Source organism: Agrobacterium sp. El2ro-1b (assembly GCF_048298475.1).
In the GTDB taxonomy this organism is placed as follows: domain Bacteria; phylum Pseudomonadota; class Alphaproteobacteria; order Rhizobiales; family Rhizobiaceae; genus Agrobacterium; species Agrobacterium fabrum.
On record NZ_CP103459.1, the window covers coordinates 1,744,059 to 1,767,482 of the forward strand.

A 23,424-nucleotide genomic window follows, 5' to 3' on the forward strand; every position below is an offset into this window, starting at 1 on the left:
TACCCCGGACGATGTCCGGGGTATTTTCATGTGAAGGTCCGGAAATCTACCGGTGCGATCTTTCAACAAAAGGCCTGGCTTTTGATGTTACGGCTACGCCACACGGCGCACCCGCCCGCGGCTTTCATCTTCGCCGGTCTCGAGGCGAAAACGGGAAACCAGCGCGCGCAGCTTGGCCGTTTCGCTGGCGAGCATGGCCGAGGCGTCGGTCGATTGCTGGACCATTGCGGCGTTCTGCTGCGTGCTTTGATCCATGGAGTTTACCGCTGCATTGATTTCGGCAAGACCCGTGGATTGTTCTGATGCCGAGGTGGCGATGGCATTCATGTGTCGATCGATGCCGGCGATCCGCTCGCTGATGTCCTTGAGCGCCGCTCCCGTATCAAGCACGAGTTTGACCCCGCCTTCGACTTCCGAGCTGGACTGGCGGATGTGCCCTCTTATTTCACTGGCTGCCTTGGCAGAGCGCTGGGCGAGATCCCTGACCTCCTGCGCCACCACGGCAAAGCCTTTGCCTGCTTCACCGGCGCGCGCTGCCTCCACTCCGGCATTCAGTGCCAGAAGATTGGTCTGGAAAGCGATTTCATCAATAACGCTGATGATGCCGGCGATCTGTTTTGAGGCCTCTTCTATCCGGCGCATCGCCTCTTCAGCATGGCTGACGACCTCGACCGAACGCAGGGCGCGCTGATTGGCGTCGGTGGCGGCCAGTCGCGCTTCGGTGGCGCGTGTGTTCGCGTTTGCGACATTGACCGTGATTTCCTCAAGCGCCGCTGCCGTCTGCTCAAGCGAGGCCGCCTGATTTTCGGTGCGGCGCGACAGCTCGCCTGCGCCCGCCGCAATCTCCTGGCTGTTGCTGTCTATGGTTCCAATGCCTGCCGAGATGGAAACCAGGGTCTCCGCGAGTTGCCTTACAGAACTGTTGAAATCGTGGCGCAGCGCTTCAAAATCCGCGGCGAAGGGTTGGTCGAGCTGGAAGGCGAGGTCTCCGGATGCCAGGCGCTTCAGCCCTGCCGCCAGTCCTGATGTTGCGGCCCGCAGTCGTTCCGCGGCATCGGCTTCCGCTTCCCGTCTGGCGGTCTCCTGGTCCGCCTGCGCGCGTTGACGCGCATCTTCAGCCTGTGCTTCCAGCGCTTTATTGGAGATGGCCGCCTGCCGGAAAATCTCCACGGCACGGGACATCAACCCGATCTCGTCTTTGCGACCGGTGCCGGAGGGCACCTGCGTGGTATCGCCGCCAGCAAGCGTTTCCATGTTCTTCGACAGTTGCAGCAAAGGCGCGATGACCGATTTACGGGTGAGGAGGAAGAGACCCGCACAGAAAAGGGTTGAAAGCAGCAGAAGTCCTCTCAAAAGAAAATCGATACTGTTCTTCGCCTTTTCACTTTCGGCCAGAGTTGCACTGGAAAGGGCGTCGATCTGCTCGCTGGCTTTTTCCATCGTCGTTTCGAGAACGCTGAATTGCCGCATGAAGTCCGGCACCAGTTTGACCGCAGCATCCGGATCGGTGCTTGCAAGAGAAACAACCTTTTTCGCAACGTCGATGTAAGACAGCAGCGGTTTCTCTACACTTTCGATAACCGCTTTCGCTGCCGTTCCTTCAGACAAAACTTCGTTGTCCTTCAGTGCCTCGAGAAAGATCGCTTCATGTTCCGCGAGATCCGCCTTTACGGCCTCGTAGGAGATGCCGACACTGGCGTTCGCCGACAATATGGCTGCCAGCACATCCGACCGCAATGCATCGTGCATCATGTCGGCGCGCATGTGGTTGTGAAGAATTTCGGCGGAGCGAGATACCTCGGCGCTATTTGTGTTGAGCGTTGCCGTCGCCCATATGCCGATGCCCACGGCGCTTCCCGTGAGAGAAAATATCGCGGCACTTACAAATATGATCTTTTTGTTAATCGATGCCATGTGGACGTTCCCGCTTGGATGGTTATACTGCGGAAAGATAGTCTATCATGTTTAATGAATGGTCTATTTCTCTAGTTTTTTTGATTGAAGTCAAAAAAAAGGCTGCAAATTCTATTGCAGCCTTTTCTATATTAGCAGAGTCTATTTTAAGCGGCCCGGTTCAGCGCGTCGCCCAGAATGGATACGATATCGTCGAAGTGGGATTTCTCGGCGATCAGCGGCGGCGACAGGGCGATGATGTCGCCGGTGACGCGGATGAGCAGGCCGCGCTCGAAGCAATCCACAAACACATCATAGGCGCGTGCGCCGACAGCACCTTCGCGCGACTGCAGTTCAATGCCAGCGATGAAACCGATGGTGCGGATGTCGATGACATTCGCCGCGCCCTTCAGCGAATGGATGACGTCGTGCCAGGCATCCTGCAATTCGGCGGCGCGGTTGAAGAGACCCTCATCGCGGTAGATATCAAGGGTCGCAATGCCGGCGGCGCAGGCGACCGGATGGCCGGAATAGGTATAGCCGTGGAACAGCTCGATCTGGTTTTCCGGGCCGTGCATCAAGGCATCATGTACCTTGCGGCTGGTGAAGACGGCGCCCATGGGGATGGCGCCATTGGTCAGGCCCTTGGCCGTGGTGACGATGTCAGGCGTGACGCCGAAATAGTTGCTGGCAAAGGAAGAGCCCATGCGGCCGAAACCAGTGATGACCTCATCGAAGATCAGCAGGATGCCGTGCTTGTCACAGATCGCACGCAGGCGCTCCAGATAACCCTTCGGCGGCACCAGTACGCCGGTGGAGCCCGCCACGGGTTCCACGATGCAGGCGGCGATGGTTTCCGCGCCATGCAGAGCGACCAGCCGCTCCAGATCGTCGGCAAGCTCCGCGCCGTGCTCGGGCTGGCCCTTCACGAAGCTGTTTCTGGCAAGATCATGGGTATGGCGCAGATGATCGGCGGGGATCTGCGGGAAAACCCGACGGTTGTTGACGAGGCCGCCTACGGAGATTCCACCGAAACCGACGCCATGATAACCGCGCTCACGACCGATGAGGCGGCTGCGGGTGCCTTGGCCGATGGCGCGCTGATAGGCGATGGCGATCTTCAGCGCCGTATCGACCGATTCCGAACCGGAGCCAGTGTAGAACACGCGGTCGAGCTTGCCGCCTTCCGGCCCCGGCGCGATTTCCGCCAGCCGTTCGGCAAATTCAAACGCGACGGGGTGGCCCATCTGGAAGGAGGGCGCATAATCCAAGGTCGAAAGCTGATGCTTGACGGCGGAGGCGATCTGCTGGCGGCCATGGCCGGCATTAACGCACCACAGGCCTGCCGTGCCATCGAGAACCTGGCGGCCGTCATTGCTGGTGTAATACATGCCCTCGGCACTCGTCAGCAGGCGGGGATTGGCCTTGAACTGGCGGTTGGCGGTAAATGGCATCCAGTAGCTGTCGAGTGAGGTGGAATTGGATCGGCCCGGGTTGTCCATAACGGTTCTCCTGTTCGTTGCCGCCGATTGAAAGCTATTTTGGCCACCGAACAAGCCCTTTTCTTCCCTTGGCCAAGCTATTGAAAATGTTATAGGCGTAGAGGCAAGTTTTCGATATTTCGAACAAGGGCAACGGAGGCTTGCGCATGTCGGTGGATTTAGGCGGACGTTTGCGTCATTTGCGGCTGCGTCACAATATTTCCCAGCGCGAACTGGCACGGCGTGCGGGAGTCACCAATTCAACGATTTCGTTGATTGAGAGCAACACGTCGAACCCATCCGTCGGCGCGCTGAAACGCATTCTCGACGGCATACCGATCGGTCTTGCCGAGTTTTTCGCCTTCGAGCCGGAAACCAGCCGCAAGGCCTTTTACCGGGCGGATGAACTGGTTGAAATCGGCAAGGGGCCGATTTCCTTCCGGCAGGTGGGTGAGAATGTCTTCGGCCGCAGCCTGCAAATCCTGAAGGAATGTTACCAGCCGGGCGCCGATACCGGCAAGGTTCCGCTGGTTCACGATGGCGAAGAAGGCGGCATCATCCTCTCAGGGCGTCTGGAAGTGACTGTCGATGAGGAGAGGCGGGTGCTTGGCCCCGGTGATGCCTATTATTTCGAAAGCCGAAGGCCGCACCGCTTCCGCTGTGTCGGTCCGGTGCCCTGCGAAGTGATCAGTGCCTGCACGCCACCGACCTTCTGATTCCCGCCATATCCGGTGGTTTGTGGCACCGCTGATAGGGTGAAATCCAGCCGGCCCAAGAAAAAGCGCCATGAGCTACGGCAATTTTGCGTGGCTGCTATGACGGGAATGCGGTTCCTCGCCACGCTTTTGCCGTCTTTGCGCCCTCCTTGCGATTTTTCCATCGCTTTTTATTGGCGTAGCGGCAATGGCGGGCAAAAAATACCAGCCAATATGTCAAATTTTATATGCATTGCCAAAATCTTGCTGCGATGCAAAAAACTTTAATAGTCTTTTCGACAGATGCCTGTTCTTGGCGTTCCTGTCCCATCTGCCCAAGTCATAAGAAACATATAAGAAAAGACCGCCGAAGGTCCAAAACCCAATACATGGCGCGGGACTACCCATGCTCTGAACACATGGCCATCGGCGCATTTGTTGCTTTTTTATGCAACCGTTAATATTGCCCGGGCGTTGATCAGCCGCTCGCGCAAGAAATCGCATAGACGGTCATGGGCAATGTGCCTTACAAAAAATCCATTAGCATCAAATTCCGAACACAGACTTGTTATCTCTTTTAGACGGAAAGACGCGCCTCCGGGCACCGACCAATCGCAAAACATAAATGGAGTTCTCTCTATGAAGTCCGCGACCCAATCGGCTGAACAGACACTCAGCAGCTCCGAAGACTTCGATGTCAGTTTTCCTATCGGGGGCATTGCAAAACGCAGCTTCGATATGACATCGGCTGCGCTTGCACTGCTCATCTTCAGCCCGATTTTCCTGCTGATCGCCGTCCTGGTGAAACTCTCCGATCCCGGTCCGATCTTTTACGGTCACCGGCGTGTGGGACATAATGGCCGCTATTTCCATTGCCTGAAATTCAGGACGATGGCGATGAACGGTGATGAAATGTTGCGGCAATATCTTGCCGCCAATCCGGAAGCCGCCGAGGAATGGCGCGCGACCCGCAAGCTCAAGAACGATCCGCGCGTTACCGCTGTTGGTGCCGTGCTGCGCAAGCTCTCCCTCGACGAATTGCCGCAGCTTCTCAACATCATCCGCGGTGAAATGAGCGTGGTTGGCCCGCGCCCCGTCGTTGACGAGGAGCTGAGCTATTACGAAAACGCTGCCGCTTATTATCTCAGCACCCGTCCTGGCCTGACCGGCCTGTGGCAGATCAGCGGCCGTAACGACGTATCCTATAAAACCCGCGTGGCTTTTGACACGCAATATGTCCAGAACTGGTCGATGCGCCAGGATGTGTTCATCATCGTCAAGACCATTCCCGCCGTGTGCATGTCACGCGGAAGCTACTGAAAACCGATATTGAGTTCGGCTTTATCGATCTTCTTTTCGACACGCACCCGACCGGGATCCCAAGTCCGGTCTTCGGGTGCGTTATTGGTGCTAACAATACCGGCCGCTTTTTGCGGCGCTGCGCGACCGGCCTTGCCCGGTTGCGCGACGGCCTGATCGCCCGCGCGGCGATCCGCTAACAGGGAGTTTCCCGATGAACGGCCTTTTTGCCGCCCACCGCCCGTTTGTGGCTCTCGTCCTTGCCGCTTCCGTTGCTCTTGCCGCGCCTCTGTCCGCACTGGCTGCGGAAGGCGCACAATACAAGCTCGGCACCGCAGACAAGCTGCGCATCCGCGTTGCCGAATGGCAACCGGCCGATGGCAGCATCCGCAACTGGGATGTCATCAACGGCGATTATTCCGTCGGTCCATCAGGCACCTTGTCCTTGCCCTTCATCGGCCAGCTCGATGTTGCCGGCAAGACGCCCTCCGAAGTCAGCGATCAGATCGGCGCGCAGCTTCAGAGCAAGTTCGCCCTTCGCAACCTGCCGTCGGCTTCCGTCGAGATCGCCCAGTTCCGCCCGATTTTCCTGAGCGGCGATGTGCAGACACCGGGTGAATATCCCTATGCCGCCAATCTCACCGTGCTGAAAGCCGTGAGCCTTGCCGGCGGTCTGCGCCGTTCCGACGCCGGGCAGCGTTTTGCCCGCGACTTCATCAATGCCCGCGGTGACGCCGCCGTCTACGACAACCAGCGGGCAAGGCTGCTCGCCCGCCAGGCGCGGCTGATCGCCGAGGTCAACGGTGATGAAGCGATCACCAAGACACCGGAAATGGAAAAGATCACCGAGATCGATACGCTTCTGGCCAGCGAAAGCGCGCTGATGAAATCGCGCACCGAGCGTTACACCCTCCAGCTCAAGGCACTGACGGACCTGCACGCGCTTCTGGAAAGCGAAGTGGAATCGCTCAAGAAAAAATCGGAAACCCAGAACCGCCAGCTCCAGCTCGCCAATGAGGATCGCGACCGCGTCAACCGGCTGAACGAGCAGGGGCTTGCACTGTCGCAGCGGCGTATTTCCGCGGAAGAGCGGGCGGCCGAGGTGGAATCCACCCTGCTCGATATCGACACGCAGTCGCTGCGCGCCAAGCAGGACATCAACAAGGCGACCCAGGACGAGATCAACCTGCGCAACGACTGGGTGGCTCAGCGCTCCAAGGAATTGCAGGACACTGAAGCGGAACTCGACAAGCTCAATCTGCAGCTGACCACCAGCCGCGAATTGATGTCGGAAGCTTTGGCGCAATCGGCCGAGGCGATCCGGTTCGATCCCTCGGGCAAGTCCGCGACCATCAGCTACGTCGTGGTGCGCGACGAGAATGGCAAGCCGAAGGAGCAGAAGGTGGATGAAAACACACTTCTCCAGCCCGGCGACGTCATCAAGGTCTCGTCTGAAATCCTGATGCAGTGAGGTTTTTATGCGGATCGCCAAATCGGCGCTGATCGACCCTGAATGCAACGAGGTTTACGGAATGGCGGCCATCGCGCTGTCATTCTTCGTTTTCGCCTACTCGTCGCGCTTCGGAATGGTTTCGGTTCTGGCCTATTATGGCTTGTGGCTACCGCTTGTCGTGGTCGATTACCGGCGTGTGCTCGGCAATTATCCGCGGTATCTCTGGATATTCGGTTTCGGCATTTTGACCGTACTGTCCAGTTTCTGGTCGGAAGCCGCCTCGGTGACCATGCGCGCCTCGATCCAATATATGACGCATATCGTCTGCGCATTGATCGCCATGCGGGTGATCTCGATCAGCACGCTGACGCGCGGCGCATTGATCGGCATCACTCTCGTTCTGCTCTATTCGCTGCTGTTCGGTATCTATCTCTTCGATGCGCTTGACGGTACCTATAGTTTTGTTGGTGCGTTTTCATCAAAGAACCAGCTTGGCTTTTACGCCTCGCTCGGCGTCATCTTCGCCGCTTCCTCGGTTCTGGTTCTGAAACAAAGGGGCATCTGGCTGCCGATCGCCGGCGTTACCGGGCTTCTATCGGCCTATAGCCTCATCGCGTCGCAATCGGCGACATCCGCAATTACTACCGCAGCGGTGGTGGCCCTTATCATCGGTTTCATCCCAATCGGCATGTTATCGCCTGCCAATCGCAAGATGACGTTCTTTGCGCTTGGCGGCCTTGGCGCACTACTAGTGGTCGCCTCTCTGCAATTCGGCCTGCTCGACGCCATCCTCGGCATTTTCGGCAAGGATTCGACGCTGACCGGCCGCACCTATCTCTGGCAGCAGGGCATCGAGGCGGCAAAACAGACACCCGTCTTCGGTGTCGGTTATCAGGGATTTTGGGTGGTGGGTTTTGCCGATGCCGAACGGCTGTGGAATGATTTCTTCATCACCGGCCGCAGCGGTTTCCATTTCCATAATACCTATATCGAGACGGTGGTGGAAAACGGCTTCGTCGGCATGCTTCTGCTTGCCATGGTGCTCTACGGAACGCTGCTCGGCCATCTGCGCTCGGTGCTGATGCGAAAGAGCGATCCGCAGGGTGTCATCCTGTTTTCGATCTGCGCGCTGTTCGTCGTGCGTTCCTTCGTGGAGATCGACATCATCTTCCCTTACCAGATCGGCTCGTTCCTGCTTTATTTCGCGGCGGGGAAACTGTGCCTGCCGGTGAAGGTGGCGCAGGATGGGGAAACTCACCCGGCTATCGGCATGCGGTCGCAGACGAGAGCCTAGAGATAATCCGCTGAAACATGCGGGCTGGCGTGGATGAAACTCCACATGTCCTTGCTGACCGCGACGATATCGGCGATCGATTTTTCGAGGTGCTCGATTTCCTTCTCGTCCATGCGTTCGACCTTGCCGTAACGCACCTGACTGTCATCCTCCACCAGGCGCATCAATTGCGTGCTGGCGATCTCGCCTTTTTCATCGAAGGAGTAGATGCAGTGATTATATTTGTTGCGCGTCCTCGCTTCCTTTTTCAGCCGCGCCATGATGGAGAGAATGGTCTTGCGGTCCTTCGCATCGGTGGAGGGAAGCTTCGCCAGGCGCTCGATCAGATCCATGCGCGCCCGCGTGGTATTGAGCGTCAGGAACACGACGATGGCCGCTTCCTTCTCCACCTTCAGGAGATGGACGATGATATAGATCATCAGGCTTTCCGTGTTGGTCCACACGTAATTAAGCCTGCCGACCAGCAGCAATACATCTGACATCACCGCCATGCCGCTTCTCCTACCCATCGGAACTATGCTGGCATCATATGCCGACCGGCGCGGGATTGACAGTGTATGCCACTGTTATTTCTTCATCTTTCCTTGAAAGCGCGCGACATGCTGTCGGCGATGGGCTTGGTCAGATATTCGAAGAAAGTGCGCTCCGAGGTCTGGATCAGAACGTCGGCCGGCATGCCGGGCACGGGATGGAAATTATGGACCTTGGCGATCTCCTCGTCGGGGATCTGCACGCGCACGATATAGACGTCCTTCACCTGCAGACCGGCATTTTCCTCAATACTGTCGGCCGAGACGTAAAAAACCTTGCCGTTCAGAACCGGCGTGGTGCGGCGGTTTAGTGCGGAGAGGCGGATTGCAGCGGTCTGACCCTCATGCAACTGGTCGATGGAGGTTCTGAGCACCTGCGCTTCAAGAATAAGCGGAACATGGGCCGGTAGGATTTCCATGATCGGCTTGCCTGTCGTGATGACGCCGCCCGGCGTATGGTAATAGGCGCGCACCACGGTGCCGTTGACCGGGGAGCGGATGACGGTGCGTTCCAGCACTTCGGCCGCGCCGCGCACCTGTTCACGCACGCTGTCGAGATCGGATTCCGCGATTTCCAGCGCATCCAGTGCCGCCTGCTTGTTGGCGTTGACGGCAATAACCGCTTCCTGCTTGAATTTGGCGATTTCCGCCTCACTCTGGTTCATTTCCCCGGTCAGCCGGGCGATATCGCCCATGGCGTCGGCAATGGCGCGTTCGAGCGCCAGCATATCTGTCTTGCGGATGACGCCATCCTTGGCGAGCCTTTCCTTGGAATCCCGTTCCTGGGTCAAAAGCGCCAGTTGCCGGTCGAAGGACTGTTTTTGACCGTCATAGCCCGCAAAGCGGAACTCCAGTGACTTGATGTTCTTGTTGATCAGATTCAGCTGCTCGTCCAGCTTGACGATCTTGCTGTGGAACACGACGTTCTGGCTTTGGATGATGGATTTGATATCGGGATCGCTTGCTTCCTTCATCACGATATCGGGCACCTTGAAGCTCTTTTCACCCTGGGCTTCGGCGCGCAGACGCGTGACGATGGTTTCGAGGCGAAGGCGCCTCAACTGGAACATGCGTTCATTGGCAAGCGCCGTCGTCTTGTCGAGGGTCAGAAGAACGTCACCGACCTTGACCGTATCGCCTTCGCTGACCATCATTTCCTTGATGATGCCGCCTTCCAGATGCTGAACCACCTTGTTGTTGCCGGTGGCGACGAAGCTGCCCTGGGCGATGATGGCAGAGGAGAGCGGCGCGGTGCCGGCCCAATATCCGAAACCGCCGAACGAGGCGAGCAGCACCGCAAGACCGATCGAGCTGTGCAGCCGTATCGAGCGAGGCACTTCGCTGTACCATTCCAGCTGGCCCTGGGGTTTGACTTCGGTGACGGCGTTTTTCTTCGTGAACATGATGATCCTCAACCCTCGATCTGCGGCGACTGGGCGGCCGGGCGGCCATTGCCGGAAAGCGCCTTCAGCACGTCCATCCTTTCGCCGAACATGGCGACTGATCCGTCCTTCAGCACCATGATCTTGTCGACGCATTGCAGCAGCGCCGGCCGCTGGGTGATGGTGACTGTCGTGATGCCCTGTTTCTTGGCGTGCAGCAGTGCCTTGGCCAGCGCCTGTTCGCCAGCCGTGTCGAGGTTGGAGTTCGGCTCGTCCAGTACCACGAATTTGGGATCACCGAAGAAGGCACGGGCAAGCGCGATGCGCTGTTTCTGGCCACCGGAGAGCGGCGCGCCATCGGCGGCGACGACGGTCTCATAACCCTGCGGGAAACCGGCGATCAGCTCGTGCACATCGGCCAGCACCGCAGCTTCGTAAATCTGCCGGTCTTCGATATCGTCGCGCATGCGACAGATATTGGCCTTGATGGTGCCGGGGAAAAGCTGCACGTCCTGCGGCAGATAACCGATGCTTTCACCGAACTGCCGCTGGTCCCAGTTGCGCAGATCCATGAGATCGAGACGGACATTACCTGAGGTGGGCAGGATGGACCCCACCAGCATCTTGCCGAGCGTCGTCTTGCCGGAGCCGGAATTGCCGATGATGGCAAGCGATTCCCCCTTTTTCAGCGAAAAGGAAATGCCGTTCAAAATCACCTTCTTCTGCGGCGGCGGTACGAAGAGGATACGCTCCACATCGAGACGCCCTTCCGGATTGGGCAGGCGCAGGCGGGGGAAGTTGAGCGGCGAATTGATCAGAAGCTGCTTGATGCGGCCGTAAGAGGCGGCGGATTTGTTGAACTGGTGCCAGCCTTCGATCGCGCCTTCGATGGGGGCCAGCGCTCGGCCGGAAATGATGGAGGCTGCGATAACCATGCCGCCCGTCAATTCGCCTGATAGCGACAGATGTGCACCCCAGCCTAGAAGCGCTATCTGGGTGACCATGCGCGCCGCCTTGGAAACGCCCGAGAACATGATGTTGCGGTCCTGCGCCGCCACATGGGATTTCAGGGAACCGGCGGTTTCGCGACCCCACATCTTCACGGCTTCGGGGATCATGGCGAGCGCGTTGATGATCTGCGAATTGCGCGACATGGAATCGAGGTGGAAATTGGCACGGCTGAGATAACCCGAGGCTTCGGAGAACTGCCGTGCAGTGAAGCGCTGGTTCAGCCAGGCAATGCCGAAAAGCACCACACAGCAAACCATGATGATGATGCCGAGATGCGGGTGGACGAGATAGACCACCACGATGAAGAGCGGCATCAGCGGCGCGTCGAGAAAGGCGATCAGGGTTCCCGATGTCAGGAACGAACGCAGCTGCTGAAGGTCCTGTAGTGTCTGGTAGTCCTTGCCGCTGCCATGGAGCGAGGCGCGGGCGGCGGCGGAGAGGATCGGCGCTCCGAGCTGCACCTCGAGTTCGACGGCGGTGCGCATCAGGATGAAGCGGCGGATCGCATCCATGAAGGCCTGCAGCAGAACGGCGCCGAGAACGGCGACCGTCAGCATGATAAGGGTGTCCATGGAGCGGCTCGTCAGCACACGGTCGGAAATCTGGAACAGATAAAGCGGTATGGCGAGCAGCAGGATGTTGATCGCGACGGTGAACAACATCACCACCACCATGTTTCGTCTGACCGCAGCGATACCCTTGGCGAGGCTAGCGGCAAAATTGATCGGTTCGCTGCGCTTATGGAAGCCGCTATGGCTTCCACCGCCGCCACCACCACCGCCACGATCCTCCGGATCCTTGCCATTGCCGCCGCCGCCGGTAACGGGCCTGCGCTCATTTTCGCGGATCGGCCCGTCATTATTGTCGATGGTCTTGACGAAAGGCAGATCGGGAGCAGCTTTCAGCTCAGCGTTGTCGGTCTTGGCTGTCGGTGCCTGGGCAGGCTCGGGATGACGGGCGGGCCGGGCCTCAGGCTCTATTTGCGGAACATCCCGCATTTGCGGAGGCTGAGCAGTCGGCTGGGAGGTTTGTGAGATTGCATTCGCCGTGACGGGCGCGGCGGCCTTCGGCGTTTCATCGGCGCGGGACAATTGCCGCAGGTTTTCAACCGCTTCGTTGATGGCTGAAATACAGGCATCCGTCAGTTTGCTATCTTCTGCCTCCTGATCCAGCGGCAAGTCGAGTGAGCGTCCGTCGGCAATGATTTTTCTTGAAATATGATCCATTTATATCGGTCCCCTCGATAATCTTGCGGTATCTGCGGTCCAACTGGCAGCCTTGCCGCCGGCAAGATCTATGCGGTGACCGCTTGCATGACGTCGGATGAATGGGCGTTTGACCACGACATGTCGTGACCGGCATTGATGACCCCGTCGGATTCGTTTTCGATGGTTGCGGGGTCGTCGTGCAGAAAGGCGATGACCTCATTGGCGAGCTGGCTTGGATGGGCGGGCTGCGACATATCGTTTTCGATGATGCCGCCCTGTATCAGGATGGCATCGGAATAAACGCCGCCGGCGACATAGGTGGTGGGGCCAAAATTATCGTAGTCAATGATCTGCGCCAGATTGATCACGGCGTTGCTGCCGGTATCGATATGAACGGTGGCGTTATCGTTGTTTTCCAGAACCTTCGACGCGGCCTGGGTCACGTCATCGGAATCGCCAAGTACGCTCACCTGTTTGATGATGCTGACGTCATAAAGATTGCCGGTGATGAAAAGGACGTTCAATCCCTGATAGCCGGCAAAGTTGACATCATGGGCCAGCGCGTCCGGCATGTTCGGGTCACGCTCGTTGATCGCGTTCACCGTCTGAGGCATATAGTCCGGCATGGTCTCGAAACGGTCGTTGCCGCCGACATTGTGGATGGTCGCGTCGTTCCAGAGCAGATTGTTGCCGGATTGAATGGTCGCGCCACCAGGCGCATCGTGATTGGCGCGCGCCCAGTCATTGTCGTAGAGCACGGCGATCTGGCTGATAATGTTCATGTCCAGCACATTGCCGCCGACGATGAGCAGATCGTACTGCATGCCGATGCCGAGGAAATTGGCAATGTTGAGGGCGGCATTGCCGCCCGTGAGCACGCTGACGCTCGCACCTGACGTGGTGATCGTCATCGTGTCGTTGTCGCTGACGAACTGATATTGTTCGATCCAGTGGACGAAGGAGACATCGCCCTCCAATACGCTGACACGCCAGGCTGTCGGGAATACCGGCGGTTCACCCGTCTCATGGCTGTCCGCTGCGGTATGTTCCGCACCCGGAAAGACGCTTCGCTGGAAGCTGGCGATGTTGTAGGCGGCTGTCTCGGCCTGATCTTCGGAGCGGGTGAAGACGGACGAAATCTCGTCCCGGTCGCTATAGATATAGGATTGGGTGATGGCGTCGATCTGGCGGTAGTCGCCCATGACCGCCGTCACCGAAGTCATGACGCCGGTGTTGATCAGAGTGGCGATGTTGGCGACGACATTGGCGCCTGCGGCCACATCAAGGCTGTTCCCGGCGGGGCTGTCCTCATGCAGCGGCACATCGCTCTTTTCCGGCTCCTCCGGTGGCTTGGCGATACCGCGATCGGGCATGTAGTCGTCAAGAACAGGCTTTTCGCTGGCTGCCACGCCGTTGATGTATAGGCCGTTGATATCGTTACCCGCCAGAACGAAATCCTGGTGGGCACCGGTGCCAAGCGAGGTGACGTCGTTTTCACGGGCGTGCTCGATGTAGTCATGGGCGGATTTGGCGAGCGCCTGCAGTGCGTCGTAACTGTCAGTGCGCTGGAAACCGGAAAAAGGCGTGAAGACGGATGCCTCATTGTAGAACTCGACGGTGCGTTGGGTCACGAAACTCGTGTCGCGGGCCACATTGGGGCCATCCGTCATGTTCAGATAATCGTCATCCTGGAGGAGGTTGACCTGTGAGACATGGGCAATAACCGAACCGGGGCCGGTATGAATTACCAGTTCACGCTCGTCCTCGAAGGAGGAACGACCTGGAAAGCGGAAATTGGCGGCGGAAATATCGACAGGTACGGAATTTTCAAACTGCTGCACGTCGTATTCGACAGGGCGCACAAAATTCGGCCGGATATAGTCAAAATCATAATAGCCGGCGCGGTATTTGACGCCGGGATCGTAATCCTCGAGCGGAACGTCGTAGTTCTTGTCGAGAAGCTTTGCCGCTTCATCGTCCGGCAGACGGTCCGGATTGGAATGCGCCGGGCCTTCGCTATAGTTTGTTCTCAGGCGCGCTTCCTCGATCACCGTGTCGAACAGGCCGATGAAATGCGCGATCATGTCAGAAATTCTGTCGATAGGCATTGGAGGTCCCTCCCTGAACATCGCGGCAGGACCCTGGAGTGGCGGGCACGCATCTCAGAGGCGGTGCTTCATTTCGCCAAGCCCGGTCTTTTAACCGCGAACTGCACCGGCGGGTGCCGGTGCAGCTCTTTTCGTAGAGAGGTGATTATCAGGAGTGATCTTCACCGACATCCGACACATGCGAGTTACCGCCTGTGATCGTGAGGTCAACGGCATTGGAGAGCATGTTGGCGCCCTGCACCAGTTCCAGATGGAAGCCGGAATTTGCAAGGATTGCCGATGCATCTGCAGTGCTGGTACCTGCTGCGTCGTCGCCGGCCTTGAGGTCCCATCCCTTACCGTCCATGCCTTCGGCGCCAAAGGCGTCGCCTGCATTGGCGCTCAGGTGGTTTTCAGCGCCACCGTTCTGCATCTGGACGTCATAGGCCGCATCCTGATCCGCCAGATGGTTGGCCTGCACCAAGCTGAAGCCCGTGTCGTTGCCATCACCGTTGAGCGAGGAGTTGAGGATATTGTCGACGTCGAGGGTGAAGGAGAAGTCGTCACCCAGGTTGAAGGTGAGATCTCCGCCGGCGATGCCGAGGTTGCCGACATCCTTGACGCCTGCGATGTTGCCGAAGTCGTCATCCGATTTGTAGAAGCTGTCGGCGGAATTGAAGCTGTCGGTCGTGGTCGAAACCTTGGTCGACGTATCGTTGTCGGAATAGGTGAAGGTCTTGTTGTCCGAATCCGTGACCATCTTCACGTTGGTGTCATTGTCACTGTAGGACTTGGAGCTGTAGCTCCAGTCATAATCGGTGTCATTGTCGTTGATCGTGGTCGTCTTGGTGGATGTGTCGTTGTCGCTATAGGATTTGGTGCTGTAGCTCCAGTCGTAGTCGTTTTCGCGGTTGTCGCCATTGCCGACAGCCACATCGATCTTGGCATCGAGGTCAACATTCGTGCTGTTGTCGGTGCTGTTGTTGCTGTAGTCGTTGTTGCGGTTCTCGCCGTTTGCGGTACCGACATTGCTGTCGTCGACGCTGGCGTCATTGGTCGAGGTGTTGGCAAAACCCTCGGAAAGCGCGCCGATCTTGGTGATGTCGTCGCCAGCAGGCTGTGGATTGTAACCCATTTCGATTTCCTCCGAAAAAGCTCGGAGCAGCTTTCGAAATCCCTCTCATCTAAAACGGGATTTTTATCGCGCTTGCCCCGGGTTGCACATGGATTGATGTTTTGCAGATGCACTCGATACGCATCATCTGCGGTTCGGTATCGGCCCGTGACCGGGCTCTCGTCGTTCAGCCCTTGTGCACCACTCGGTAAAAAGGCGCACAAATCCGTTCCTCGCTCCAACAGGGAGCGCGGTGGCTTCGTCTTTTTTTGCTTGCATGTTTCTTGAAAAGGGACCGGCGTTTTCAAACACACGTCATAGCCGGCAATGTCTTTTCATCGGTCGTCGTTGAGCGACGGTCAGACTGTGCCGCAGAAAAATTGCGCTTCCTAGATATCAATTCGGGCTAAACACATCGGCGCCTACGCCAAATATATATGTCGCCTGGGGGGCGATCGGGGTCTGTTCACCCGGTCGGACGGAAAAAAAGCCTGCTTTTGCAGGGCAGGGAGGGCTGTTTCTCAAGAGATGGTTTATTTCGCCCGGAAAGCGCCCGTATCCCGAAAAGAAACAGCTTCGCCGTTGTTCGCCGACGAGCTATGTAAAGGGAAATCAACCAAAAGTTATATTTTGTCGGATTGCAAAACCACAGCGAAAGCTTTTCCGACGGGCTTGTTTTGCTGCGGCTCCAGGATGAATGATTCTATCCCGCCGTAATCTATTTTGTATGTCAATTGTAAAAAATAACCCGTTTGGGCCATTTATTTACACCGCTTTTCGTATTAGCTTACGTTAATTAACGGGTGATTAATGATAGTTGACATGGCCTGAAGCGGGAAGCGCCCCTAAGTATCCGGGGGGAGCTCCCGATGAACTGCTTAACCAAAAGAATGTAATGCGTAAGCGCTTTAGGGAGGCGTCAATGTTCATGGGAACGTCAGATTATGCAGCAAAACAAAAAAATGCCGTTGCTCCTATAAATGGAACTTTATTGATCATAGCGGACCCTGATCTGTTTTCCGAGTGCCTCATGGAGGCGTTGGGCAAAAAGTTCCCCGCGTTCGCGGTGGTCAGCATAAAGTCGTCTGCGGAGATCGACGATGATTACGGTAATAGTGTCAGTCTGGTCTTGCCTTACCGGATGTCGGGTGAGCGGCTTCACACCGTTCTCTCGGAAGTTCGGGAAAAGCATCCCGATGCGCCGATCGCGCTTGTCGTCGAAACCATCGATAAATTCGAGGAACCGCTGAAGCGCCTGGTGGGAATGCGTATCATCGATGGCGTGCTGCCGCTCAATCTGCGGCTCGATGTCTTCATGGCCGCCGTTGATCTGCTTATGAAGGGTGGGGAGCATTTTCCCGCAGCTCTTCTCGGCAAACTCACGCCTTATTCGCCGTCCGTCAGTGGCAAGAGCGTTCAGGACAACGCTGTGATCGCCAACCGTGCCGATGCCCTTGCTGCAAGCAGGAGCGAAGTCGCGGCGCTGACGACACGCGAAGTGCAAATCCTCGACCTTTTGTGCAAGGGCACGCAGAACAAGATCATTGCTGATCGGCTGCATCTGTCCGAGAACACGGTCAAGGTTCACGTTCGCAACATCTATAAGAAAATGAACGTGCGCAACCGCACGGAGGCGGCATCGCGCTTCTTCCACAAGGATGAAAACGCGACCGTCTCCGGCTGGAAAAACTGAGCGTCAGGCCGGCCCCGGCTGACCGGACGCCAGTTGCTTCCAAGATTTCTACCCGAAGCTCAGGGCCTCAGAAAGCAGCGGGATTTCTGCCCGAATCCGCTCGGTGAGCAGATATAGGGAGAAGAACCGGAATAGGCGGGCCGTGATACGGCGGGCGTATCCGAAGCATCGGCAACAAGCGTAACGGCGGCGTTGCCCGTTTTTTGATAACCGTAGGACGCCTTCGCCGGAGCAACCCGGCTCTTGATCGTGGTAGCATCGGAAGACGCGGTCTTGATGGGAACGGCGTCTTCGACAACGGAGCATGAAGCCGTCGCGAAGGTGAAAGCTACAAGTGCTGCGGCAACAAGCGCGGAGCGACAATGGCGGGCTGCTTTGCCGCGATCGGAATAAGGCATTTCATTCGTCATGTGTGTCCCCTGAAATCGACTGTCTGTCGCATCTCGCCGGGCGGTTGTACCCGGTGGACCGAGCCTTACAAAACCAGGATAACCCCGACTGGTTGAGCGAAGCTTGCGCTAATGCTCAATAAGAAAGGCATAATAGAGGCGTAGTTAAAAAGTATTAAATTGAGGGGTTATTTTCGGCCATTTTGTGTAATCAATTGTAATATTTCGATAAAATGAAGTTGACCTGTTTTTTGCTGCGCCTATCATGAAAGTTGAAGTTTATCGAATCAGAATATTAAAACCTCCAGAAGAAGTAAAAACCGGAGGATGATATTCAAGATATCGCGCAATCGGGAGTTTGATCCGGTTTAGTTGAATCAGCCGCGCTGATTCTTTATGGGGAGGTTTGTGTAATGCGTAATTTCGTTCCCAACGATCAAGACAACGGTGTCACCATCTACTCTGAATGGAGGCCCGGGCAACGGGTTCTCGTTAATGGTGGCGCCGGTTTCCTCGGTTCCCATCTCTGTGAGCGCCTGTTGAGTTGCGGTCACGAGGTAATCTGTCTCGACAATCTGTCGACCGGTCGCACCGCGAATGTGGAGCATTTACGGGATAATAAGCGGTTTCTGCTGGTCGAGCACGATGTGCGCAAGCCCTATGACCTCGATGTCTCGTTGATCTTCAACTTTGCCTCGCCGGCGTCGCCGCCCGACTATCAGCGCGATCCCGTCGGCACGCTTCTCACCAATGTGCTCGGCGCGGTCAACGTGCTGGAGGTGGCGCGCAGATGCGGTGCAACCGTCGTGCAGTCCTCGACATCGGAAGTTTACGGTGATCCCCATGTTAATCCGCAGCCGGAAAGCTATTTCGGCAACGTCAACACAATCGGGCCGCGAGCTTGTTACGATGAGGGCAAACGCAGCGCCGAAACCCTGTTTTTTGATTATCACCGTTGCTACGACGTCGATATCAAGGTGGGGCGCATCTTCAACACCTATGGGCCGCGCATGCGTCCCGATGACGGGCGCGTGGTTTCGAACTTCATCGTCCAGGCACTGAAGGGCGACGACATTACCATTTATGGCGATGGCAGCCAGACCCGTTCCTTCTGTTATGTCGATGATCTGATCGATGGTTTCCTGCGCTTCTCTGCCAAGCCGAAAGATTGCACCGGACCGATCAATCTCGGCAATCCCGCAGAAATTCCGGTGCGGCAGCTGGCCGATATCGTCATTCGCATGACGGGCTCGCGGTCGCGCATCATCCATCTGCCCGCCGCGATCGACGATCCGCAGCAGCGTCGCCCCGATATTTCCCGGGCAAACGAGCTGCTGAGATGGCAGCCGCGTGTACCGCTCGAAATTGGCCTGGAAAAAACCATCGTCTATTTCGACGCGCTGCTCGCCGGCAGGAAAGTGGCGGAGGCCGTATGAGATGCCCCGTACAATCCTCGTCACTGGCGGGGCAGGATTCATAGGCAGCCACATCTGCAAGGCGCTGGCACAATCCGGCTTCAATCCCATCGCATACGATAATCTCTCGACCGGTCACGCGGATTCCGTTCGCTGGGGGCCGTTCATCGAGGGCGACATTCTCGATGGCGCCCTGTTGAAAGCCACGCTTCGCGAATTTTCGCCGGCCTTCGTCATCCATTGTGCGGCCAACGCCTATGTCGGCGAATCCGTCGAGGATCCGCGCAAATATTACCGCAACAATGTCGGCGGCAGCCTGTCGCTGCTGGATGCCTGTCTCGACCAGAATATTGGCGGGCTGGTGTTTTCCTCCAGCTGCGCCACCTATGGCGTGCCGTTGCAATTGCCGATCCGTGAGGAAACGGCGCAGATGCCGGTCAATCCTTACGGGCGCACCAAGCTGATCTTCGAAATGGCGCTGGAGGATTATGCCGCCGCGTATGGTCTGCGTTTCGTGGCACTGCGGTATTTCAATGCGGCCGGCGCCGATCCGGACGGCGAGCTTTACGAACGCCATGAACCGGAGACCCATCTGATCCCCCGGGCGCTGATGGCCGCCGCCGCGCGGCTGCCGCAACTCGATGTTTTCGGCGCGGATTACGACACCAGCGACGGCACCTGCATTCGCGACTATATCCATGTCAGCGATCTCGCCGATGCGCATCTGGCCGCCGTCAACTACCTTTCGGATGGTGGTGAGACGCTGCGTGTCAATCTCGGCTCCGGTCACGGCACATCGGTCGGCGATATCATCCGGGCGATCCACCGGGTGACCGGGCAGGAAGTGCCGGTGCATTTCGGCGCAAGGCGTGCCGGCGATCCGCCCGCGCTCTTTGCTGACATCAGACGTGCGGAAGAGACGCTGGGCTTTATTCCGAAGCGTTCGGATATCGACACCATTATCCGCACGGCCGGTCCCGGCTTTGGACTGGAGGTGCGGTCATGAAGACGCACTCGACGCCATCAGTGCCATCGGCCCGCGCGATCGCTGTGGCCCGCGACCTGCGGATGCAGCCGGTTTTCCGCGGCTGGAACCGCATGGCCTATCGTCTCGGCATCGGCGGCTGGCTGGTGACCCTCGCTTACTTCTGGATCTGGTGGCTTGATCGTGATCGCATCATCGACTGGCCCTATTACACGGTCGTCACGGTAACGCTCGCCTGGATCACGCTTCTGCCGTCCTATTTCATCTTTATCTTCTTGAATGCGAAGATCGTCGATCCACATTCGCCATTGCCACGGGGCACGGTGGCGATGGTTGTCACCAAGGCGCCGTCGGAACCTTTCGCGGTGGTGGAAAAGACGCTGCTGGCCATGCTGGAGCAGAAGGGGCTGGAATTCGACGTCTGGCTGGCCGATGAGGCCCCGGATGCGCGCACACTGAAATGGTGTGGAGCGCACGGCATTTTCGTCTCCACCCGTCAGGGCTTTGCCGACTATCATCGCAAGACCTGGCCGCGGCGCACCCGCTGCAAGGAGGGCAATCTCGCCTATTTCTATGATCATTATGGTTACGAGCGTTATGATTTCGTCGCCCAGTTCGATGCCGATCATGTGCCTGAACCGGATTATCTGCGCGAGATCATCCGTCCCTTTGCTGATCCGACTGTGGGATATGTCTCGGCCCCGAGCATTTGTGATGCCAATGCCGACCAGAGCTGGGCCGCGCGTGGCAGGCTATATGCCGAGGCAAGCCTGCATGGCGCACTGCAGCTGGGCTACAATAATGGCTGGGCGCCGCTTTGCATCGGTTCGCATTATGCGGTGCGCACGAAGGCTCTGCGGGAGGTTGGCGGCCTTGGGCCGGAGCTTGCCGAAGATCATTCCACCACGCTTCTGATGAATGCCGGCGGCTGGCGCGGCATCCATGCCGTCGACGCCATCGCCCATGGCGACGGGCCGGTGACTTTTGCCGACCTCATCGTGCAGGAATTCCAGTGGTCGCGCAGTCTGATGACCATTCTGCTGCAACATTCGCGGCATTACGTGCCGAAGCTGCCCCTGCGGCTGAAGTTACAGTTCCTGTTTTCGCAACTCTGGTATCCGTTGTTCTCCGGCTTCATGGCACTGATGTTCGTGCTGCCGGTTATTGCGCTGGTACGAGGCCATGTGTTGGTCAACGCATCCTATCCGGCGTTCCTCACGCATTTCCTGCCGGTTTCGCTGATCATTATCGTGTTTGCCTTCTTCTGGCGGGCCACGGGCGCATTCCGTCCGCACAATGCGAAACTTTTCAGCTGGGAAGCCATGGTGTTCCTGTTCCTGCGCTGGCCCTGGTCGCTGATGGGTGTGCTGGCGGCGATACGGGACACTGTTCGTGGCGATTTCGTCGATTTCCGCATTACGCCCAAGGGCACGCAGGCAAAACCGCCGCTGCCGCTGCGGGTTGTCGCACCTTACATGGTGCTCGCCGCGCTCAGCCTTCTTTCCATGGTTCTGGCGCCGCGGGAAAACGGGGCGGAGGGTTTCTTCATCTTCGCCGCCATCAATGTGGCGATCTATGCGGGCCTGTCTGTGTTTCTGCTCATCCGCCATGCAATGGAAAACGGTTTGACGAAGCTGCCGGCCCTGCGCGGCGGAGCAAGCGCTGCTGCCTGTTCCCTGCTGCTGGTGGCCGGAAGTGCCGCTGAACTCAGCTCCCATGCGATCGGCGGGCTGGAAGCCCTGTCGCACGGGCAACCCTATGTCAGTTTTACCGAAACGCGGTTTACGGTCGCCGGTGCGGGCGTGGAAGGCGCGCGGTCGGTACGTCTGAGACTGCGCATCGCCCTGCCGGTATTGCGTGGACCGCATGACATGCAGGCGGAGCCTGTCGTTGCACCGCCGCCGGCGGTGGCAACTGGAGAAATATTGCTGGCCGACAATAGGGTCGGGCAATGAAGGAGGAGGCTGTGATGAGAACAACAATAAGCAAATGCGGATTCTCCGCTTTCGTACTGTGTCTTGCAATGGTTGCGCCAAGCGCCGTCCATGCTGCAGGCGGCACGAAGACGCCGAAACCGCTCAGAACCAGTGAAGTCGTGGAGATGTATTTCGACAAGACCTGGAAATGGGATACGGGCGGCGGACGCTTCATCGCCGACGGCCGTAAATTCATCGCCGCAACGGAAGAAAAAGGCAAGAAGTCCGTCGGTGAAGGCCGCTGGACCGTCGATGCCAACGGCACACTGTGCATGCGCGCCACCTGGAAAGCCGAGGCGGGAAGCGGCAAGGCCGATACCTGCTTCGACCATGGCCGCATCGGCAAGGTGCTCTACCAGCGTAAGCAGGGTGGGCAATGGTACGTGTTCAGGCACAACCCGCCACGCCCTGGCGATGAATTCCTCAAGCTCGTCCGCAAGGACGACGTCACGCCGCAAATCGCCGCCTACGACAAGGCGATGACGGCAACAAGGTAAGGAGTAAGGTGTCATGCAGATAACAAGAAGAACACTTCTGTTCGCAAGTGGTGCCGCCGCAGCCTTTACCGCCGGCATGTACCCGGTGCTCAAGCTCGCCGCACAGGGGGTAGCCCCCATGACCTCGACGGGTATGAAGACACTTGCCGACAAACGTCCGACATTGCATGCGGATGGCATTCGTTTCGGCGCTTATGATCCGCACGGCGATTTCACCGCGCAGACCGGGGTGGCGACGGAACATCTGTTCCTGCCCTGGGAAGACGTGGACCTCGACAGCCTGGCGCTTGCGGATGCCTATGCCCTGGAGCGCAAACGCAACGTGATGATCACCGTCGAGCCATGGTCCTGGGACGTCAACTGGCGGCTTTCGTCCGACGAGTTGCGCCGCAAGGTGCTGAGCGGCGATTATGACAAGAACATGCAGGCGATCGTCGCACGCATGTCGGCGATGAAAAGTCCGCTGATCCTGCGCTGGGGACAGGAAATGGAAGACACGTCCGGCCGCTTCTCGTGGTCGGGCTGGAACCCGCGTGATTACATCACAGCCTATAAACGCATGGTGGACATGACCCGCAAGGCGGTTCCCGGCGTCAAGGTGATGTGGTCACCAAAAGGTCTGGATGGCCTGCGGGCTTACTACCCGGGCGACAACTACGCGGATTTGGTCGGCCTCTCGGTTTTCGGTCTCGAGGATTATGACAAGATCGAATATGGCGGGCCGAAGACTTTCACGGATCTGCTGCGCAAGGGCTATGGACTTGTCGAAACCTTCAACAGGCCGGTCTGGGTTGCCGAACTGGGCTATGAAGGCGGCGATTCCTATGTTCGTCCGTGGATGAACGACGTGACGTTGAAACAGGCGGATTTTCCGAAGCTGGAAGAGGTCGTCTATTTCAACGACAAGGATGTGCATCCCTGGCCGCACAATCTCGGCAAACCGGACTGGCGCGTCGTGCGCCCGGCCAAGGCTTGACTGATCTCTGAAACCGGCGAGCGGCCGATACCGCTCGCCCGGTGGG

Annotated in this window: 18 protein-coding genes; 10 read left to right on the plus strand and 8 right to left on the minus strand. The window is 57.8% G+C overall.

Annotated elements, in window-relative coordinates; translation table 11 throughout:
• Positions 1–93: 93 nt before the first annotated feature.
• Both NYR50_RS22110 and NYR50_RS22115 read right to left on the minus strand, forming a co-directional pair.
• Positions 94–1,914: a methyl-accepting chemotaxis protein gene (locus tag NYR50_RS22110; RefSeq protein WP_174009867.1), complete on the minus strand. Its 1,821-nt coding sequence runs from the start codon at positions 1,912–1,914 to the stop codon at positions 94–96.
• A gap of 146 nt (positions 1,915–2,060) precedes the next feature.
• Complete coding sequence (locus NYR50_RS22115) at positions 2,061–3,395, minus strand: aspartate aminotransferase family protein (RefSeq protein ID WP_418138053.1); 1,335 nt, start codon at positions 3,393–3,395, stop codon at positions 2,061–2,063.
• A 146-nt stretch (positions 3,396–3,541) separates the two neighbouring features.
• Here NYR50_RS22115 and NYR50_RS22120 point away from each other — a divergent pair, with 146 nt between their 5' ends.
• The 4 genes from NYR50_RS22120 (at position 3,542) to NYR50_RS22135 (ending at position 8,115) form a co-directional block, all read left to right on the plus strand.
• Positions 3,542–4,090, plus strand: coding sequence for a cupin domain-containing protein (locus NYR50_RS22120; RefSeq protein WP_006315224.1), 549 nt, complete (start codon positions 3,542–3,544; stop codon positions 4,088–4,090).
• A 618-nt stretch (positions 4,091–4,708) separates the two neighbouring features.
• Positions 4,709–5,389, plus strand: coding sequence for a sugar transferase (locus tag NYR50_RS22125; protein ID WP_006315226.1), 681 nt, complete (start codon positions 4,709–4,711; stop codon positions 5,387–5,389).
• Between the two features lie 193 nt (positions 5,390–5,582).
• Entirely contained in the window at positions 5,583–6,839 is a 1,257-nt protein-coding gene (locus NYR50_RS22130) for a polysaccharide biosynthesis/export family protein (RefSeq protein ID WP_174009865.1), read from the plus strand.
• Between the two features lie 7 nt (positions 6,840–6,846).
• A complete protein-coding gene (locus NYR50_RS22135) occupies positions 6,847–8,115 on the plus strand; it encodes an O-antigen ligase family protein (RefSeq protein WP_174009864.1) in 1,269 nt (422 codons plus the stop codon).
• Here the strand turns inward: NYR50_RS22135 and NYR50_RS22140 are convergent.
• The 5 genes from NYR50_RS22140 to NYR50_RS22160 all read right to left on the minus strand — a co-directional run bounded on the left by NYR50_RS22140 (position 8,112) and on the right by NYR50_RS22160 (position 15,468).
• A complete protein-coding gene (locus NYR50_RS22140; RefSeq protein WP_080814168.1) occupies positions 8,112–8,606 on the minus strand; it encodes a hypothetical protein in 495 nt (164 codons plus the stop codon). The two genes, NYR50_RS22135 and NYR50_RS22140, sit on opposite strands and share 4 nt — an antisense overlap.
• 83 nt (positions 8,607–8,689) lie before the next feature.
• Positions 8,690–10,048 (minus strand): HlyD family type I secretion periplasmic adaptor subunit, encoded by a 1,359-nt coding sequence (locus NYR50_RS22145; RefSeq protein WP_174009863.1) that lies wholly within the window; start codon positions 10,046–10,048, stop codon positions 8,690–8,692.
• Positions 10,049–10,056: 8 nt separating this feature from the next.
• The gene (locus NYR50_RS22150; RefSeq protein ID WP_174009862.1) at positions 10,057–12,264 is read right to left on the minus strand and encodes a type I secretion system permease/ATPase; all 2,208 of its coding nucleotides are present in this window, start codon (positions 12,262–12,264) and stop codon (positions 10,057–10,059) included.
• 68 nt (positions 12,265–12,332) lie between these two features.
• The gene (locus NYR50_RS22155) at positions 12,333–14,354 is read right to left on the minus strand and encodes a hypothetical protein (RefSeq protein WP_174009861.1); all 2,022 of its coding nucleotides are present in this window, start codon (positions 14,352–14,354) and stop codon (positions 12,333–12,335) included.
• 148 nt (positions 14,355–14,502) lie between these two features.
• Positions 14,503–15,468 (minus strand): fibrinogen-binding protein, encoded by a 966-nt coding sequence (locus tag NYR50_RS22160; RefSeq protein WP_174009860.1) that lies wholly within the window; start codon positions 15,466–15,468, stop codon positions 14,503–14,505.
• A 901-nt stretch (positions 15,469–16,369) separates the two neighbouring features.
• Here NYR50_RS22160 and NYR50_RS22165 point away from each other — a divergent pair.
• Positions 16,370–17,140 (plus strand): helix-turn-helix transcriptional regulator, encoded by a 771-nt coding sequence (locus NYR50_RS22165; protein WP_174010395.1) that lies wholly within the window; start codon positions 16,370–16,372, stop codon positions 17,138–17,140.
• A 59-nt stretch (positions 17,141–17,199) separates the two neighbouring features.
• Here the strand turns inward: NYR50_RS22165 and NYR50_RS22170 are convergent, their stop codons facing one another.
• Positions 17,200–17,550, minus strand: a complete 351-nt coding sequence (locus NYR50_RS22170) for a hypothetical protein (RefSeq protein ID WP_174009859.1) — start codon at positions 17,548–17,550, stop codon at positions 17,200–17,202.
• A gap of 392 nt (positions 17,551–17,942) precedes the next feature.
• Here NYR50_RS22170 and NYR50_RS22175 point away from each other — a divergent pair, with 392 nt between their 5' ends.
• From NYR50_RS22175 to NYR50_RS22195, 5 genes are read left to right on the plus strand one after another with little or no spacing between them, the layout of a single operon-like run.
• A complete protein-coding gene (locus NYR50_RS22175) occupies positions 17,943–18,965 on the plus strand; it encodes a UDP-glucuronic acid decarboxylase family protein (RefSeq protein WP_174009858.1) in 1,023 nt (340 codons plus the stop codon).
• A 1-nt stretch (position 18,966) separates the two neighbouring features.
• Positions 18,967–19,950: a UDP-glucose 4-epimerase GalE gene (galE, locus tag NYR50_RS22180; RefSeq protein ID WP_174009857.1), complete on the plus strand. Its 984-nt coding sequence runs from the start codon at positions 18,967–18,969 to the stop codon at positions 19,948–19,950.
• Complete coding sequence (locus tag NYR50_RS22185; protein WP_418138054.1) at positions 19,947–21,884, plus strand: glycosyltransferase family 2 protein; 1,938 nt, start codon at positions 19,947–19,949, stop codon at positions 21,882–21,884. Before galE ends, NYR50_RS22185 begins: the two co-directional genes overlap by 4 nt.
• Before the next feature lie 14 nt (positions 21,885–21,898).
• A complete protein-coding gene (locus NYR50_RS22190; protein ID WP_010972935.1) occupies positions 21,899–22,402 on the plus strand; it encodes a DUF995 domain-containing protein in 504 nt (167 codons plus the stop codon).
• 13 nt (positions 22,403–22,415) lie between these two features.
• Positions 22,416–23,378, plus strand: coding sequence for a glycoside hydrolase family 26 protein (locus NYR50_RS22195; protein ID WP_174009855.1), 963 nt, complete (start codon positions 22,416–22,418; stop codon positions 23,376–23,378).
• The last annotated feature ends 46 nt before the right edge of the window (positions 23,379–23,424 follow it).

What these genes read in the sequence shown, in the direction of transcription:
- NYR50_RS22110 (WP_174009867.1), bottom strand. Translation starts at nt 1,914, where the DNA reads ATGGCATCGATTAACAAAAAGATCATATTTGTAAGTGCCGCGATATTT.
- NYR50_RS22115 (WP_418138053.1), bottom strand. Translation starts at nt 3,395, where the DNA reads ATGGACAACCCGGGCCGATCCAATTCCACCTCACTCGACAGCTACTGG.
- NYR50_RS22120 (WP_006315224.1), top strand. Translation starts at nt 3,542, where the DNA reads ATGTCGGTGGATTTAGGCGGACGTTTGCGTCATTTGCGGCTGCGTCAC.
- NYR50_RS22125 (WP_006315226.1), top strand. Translation starts at nt 4,709, where the DNA reads ATGAAGTCCGCGACCCAATCGGCTGAACAGACACTCAGCAGCTCCGAA.
- NYR50_RS22130 (WP_174009865.1), top strand. Translation starts at nt 5,583, where the DNA reads ATGAACGGCCTTTTTGCCGCCCACCGCCCGTTTGTGGCTCTCGTCCTT.
- NYR50_RS22135 (WP_174009864.1), top strand. Translation starts at nt 6,847, where the DNA reads ATGCGGATCGCCAAATCGGCGCTGATCGACCCTGAATGCAACGAGGTT.
- NYR50_RS22140 (WP_080814168.1), bottom strand. Translation starts at nt 8,606, where the DNA reads ATGGCGGTGATGTCAGATGTATTGCTGCTGGTCGGCAGGCTTAATTAC.
- NYR50_RS22145 (WP_174009863.1), bottom strand. Translation starts at nt 10,048, where the DNA reads ATGTTCACGAAGAAAAACGCCGTCACCGAAGTCAAACCCCAGGGCCAG.
- NYR50_RS22150 (WP_174009862.1), bottom strand. Translation starts at nt 12,264, where the DNA reads ATGGATCATATTTCAAGAAAAATCATTGCCGACGGACGCTCACTCGAC.
- NYR50_RS22155 (WP_174009861.1), bottom strand. Translation starts at nt 14,354, where the DNA reads ATGCCTATCGACAGAATTTCTGACATGATCGCGCATTTCATCGGCCTG.
- NYR50_RS22160 (WP_174009860.1), bottom strand. Translation starts at nt 15,468, where the DNA reads ATGGGTTACAATCCACAGCCTGCTGGCGACGACATCACCAAGATCGGC.
- NYR50_RS22165 (WP_174010395.1), top strand. Translation starts at nt 16,370, where the DNA reads ATGTTCATGGGAACGTCAGATTATGCAGCAAAACAAAAAAATGCCGTT.
- NYR50_RS22170 (WP_174009859.1), bottom strand. Translation starts at nt 17,550, where the DNA reads ATGACGAATGAAATGCCTTATTCCGATCGCGGCAAAGCAGCCCGCCAT.
- NYR50_RS22175 (WP_174009858.1), top strand. Translation starts at nt 17,943, where the DNA reads ATGCGTAATTTCGTTCCCAACGATCAAGACAACGGTGTCACCATCTAC.
- galE (WP_174009857.1), top strand. Translation starts at nt 18,967, where the DNA reads ATGCCCCGTACAATCCTCGTCACTGGCGGGGCAGGATTCATAGGCAGC.
- NYR50_RS22185 (WP_418138054.1), top strand. Translation starts at nt 19,947, where the DNA reads ATGAAGACGCACTCGACGCCATCAGTGCCATCGGCCCGCGCGATCGCT.
- NYR50_RS22190 (WP_010972935.1), top strand. Translation starts at nt 21,899, where the DNA reads ATGAGAACAACAATAAGCAAATGCGGATTCTCCGCTTTCGTACTGTGT.
- NYR50_RS22195 (WP_174009855.1), top strand. Translation starts at nt 22,416, where the DNA reads ATGCAGATAACAAGAAGAACACTTCTGTTCGCAAGTGGTGCCGCCGCA.